The sequence below is a fragment of the Kitasatospora nipponensis genome (genome assembly GCF_039528135.1).
GTDB classification, from domain to species: domain Bacteria; phylum Actinomycetota; class Actinomycetes; order Streptomycetales; family Streptomycetaceae; genus Kitasatospora; species Kitasatospora nipponensis.
The window spans coordinates 1-1,955 of sequence record NZ_BAAALF010000411.1 but is presented as its reverse complement, the minus strand read 5'-3'; the positions used below and the strand labels follow the sequence as shown (position 1 = coordinate 1,955).

General features: G+C 70.3%; 1 protein-coding gene. It reads left to right on the top strand.

The window, feature by feature from the left end:
- Positions 1-1,955, top strand: a 1,955-nt coding sequence (gene acs / locus ABD323_RS40725) for an acetate--CoA ligase (RefSeq protein ID WP_344447152.1), incomplete at its 5' end; no start/stop codon positions are given.

Genomic DNA, 1,955 nt, shown 5'->3' with positions numbered 1-1,955 from the left:
TGAGCAACGAGAGCCTGGCCAACCTGCTCAAGGAGGAGCGGCGGTTCGCTCCGCCCGCGGAGCTCGCCGCCGGCGCCAACGTCACCGCTGCCGCGTACGCGCAGGCATCCGAGGACCGTCTCGGGTTCTGGGCCGAGCAGGCCCGCCGGCTCAGCTGGGCCATCGAGCCGACCGAGACCCTGGACTGGTCGAACCCGCCGTTCGCCAAGTGGTTCGCCGACGGCACCCTCAACGTGGCGTACAACTGCGTGGATCGCCACGTCGAGGCCGGCAACGGCGACCGGGTCGCCATCCACTTCGAGGGCGAGCCGGGCGACGGCCGGTCCATCACCTACGCCCAGCTCAAGGACGAGGTCTCGCAGGCCGCCAACGCGCTGCTGGAACTCGGTGTGGCCAAGGGCGACCGGGTCGCCATCTACCTGCCGATGATCCCCGAGGCCGTCGTCGCGATGCTCGCCTGCGCCCGCATCGGCGCGGCCCACTCGGTCGTCTTCGGGGGCTTCTCGGCCGACGCGGTGGCCTCCCGGATCCAGGACGCCGACGCCAAGCTGGTGATCACCGCCGACGGCGGCTACCGCCGTGGCAAGCCCACCGCGCTCAAGCCCGCCATCGACGAGGCACTCGCCCGCTGCCCGCAGGTCGAGCACGTCCTGGTGGTGCGGCGCACCGGCCAGCAGACGGCGTTCACCGAGGGCCGTGACGTGTGGTGGCACGAGGCCACCGGGCGCCAGTCCACCGAGCACACCCCCCAGGCGCACGAGGCCGAGCAGCCGCTGTTCATCCTCTACACCTCCGGCACCACGGGCAAGCCCAAGGGGATCCTGCACACCTCGGGCGGGTACCTCACCCAGGCCGCCTACACCCACCACGCGGTGTTCGACCTCAAGCCCGCCACCGACGTCTACTGGTGCACCGCGGACATCGGCTGGGTGACCGGCCACTCGTACATCGTCTACGGCCCACTGGCCAACGGCGCCACCCAGGTCATCTACGAGGGCACCCCCGACACCCCGCACCAGGGCCGCTTCTGGGAGATCGTCCAGAAGTACGGCGTCACCATCCTCTACACCGCCCCCACCGCGATCCGCACCTTCATGAAGTGGGGAGACGACATCCCCGCCAAGTTCGACCTCTCCTCGCTGCGGGTCCTGGGCTCGGTGGGCGAACCGATCAACCCCGAGGCCTGGATCTGGTACCGCGAGCACATCGGCGCCGGCAAGGCCCCGATCGTCGACACCTGGTGGCAGACCGAGACCGGCGCCATGATGATCAGCCCGCTGCCCGGCGTCACCGACACCAAGCCCGGCTCCGCCCAGCGCGCCCTGCCCGGCATCGGCGCCACCGTCGTCGACGACGAAGCCCGCGAGGTCCCCAACGGCTCCGGCGGCTACCTCGTCCTCACCGAGCCCTGGCCCTCCATGCTGCGCACCATCTGGGGTGACGACCAGCGCTACATCGACACCTACTGGTCGCGCTTCGAGGGCCGCTACTTCGCCGGTGACGGTGCCAAGAAGGACGACGACGGCGACATCTGGCTGCTCGGCCGGGTCGACGACGTCATGCTCGTCTCCGGTCACAACATCTCCACCACCGAGGTCGAGTCCGCGCTGGTGGGTCACCCGGCCGTGGCCGAGTCCGCCGTGGTCGGCGCCACCGACGCCACCACCGGACAGGCCATCGTCGCCTTCGTCATCCTGCGCGGGACCGCCACCGACAGCGAGGAACTGGTCGCCGAGCTGCGCGACCACGTCGGAAGGACGCTCGGCCCGATCGCCAAGCCCAAGCAGATCAAGGTGGTCAGCGAGCTGCCGAAGACCCGCTCCGGCAAGATCATGCGCCGCCTGCTGCGCGACATCGCCGAGGGCCGCGAGGTCGGCGACACCACCACCCTGGCCGACTCCTCGGTGATGAACCTCATCCAGTCCCAGCTGCCCGGCGGAACCGACAAGGACTGA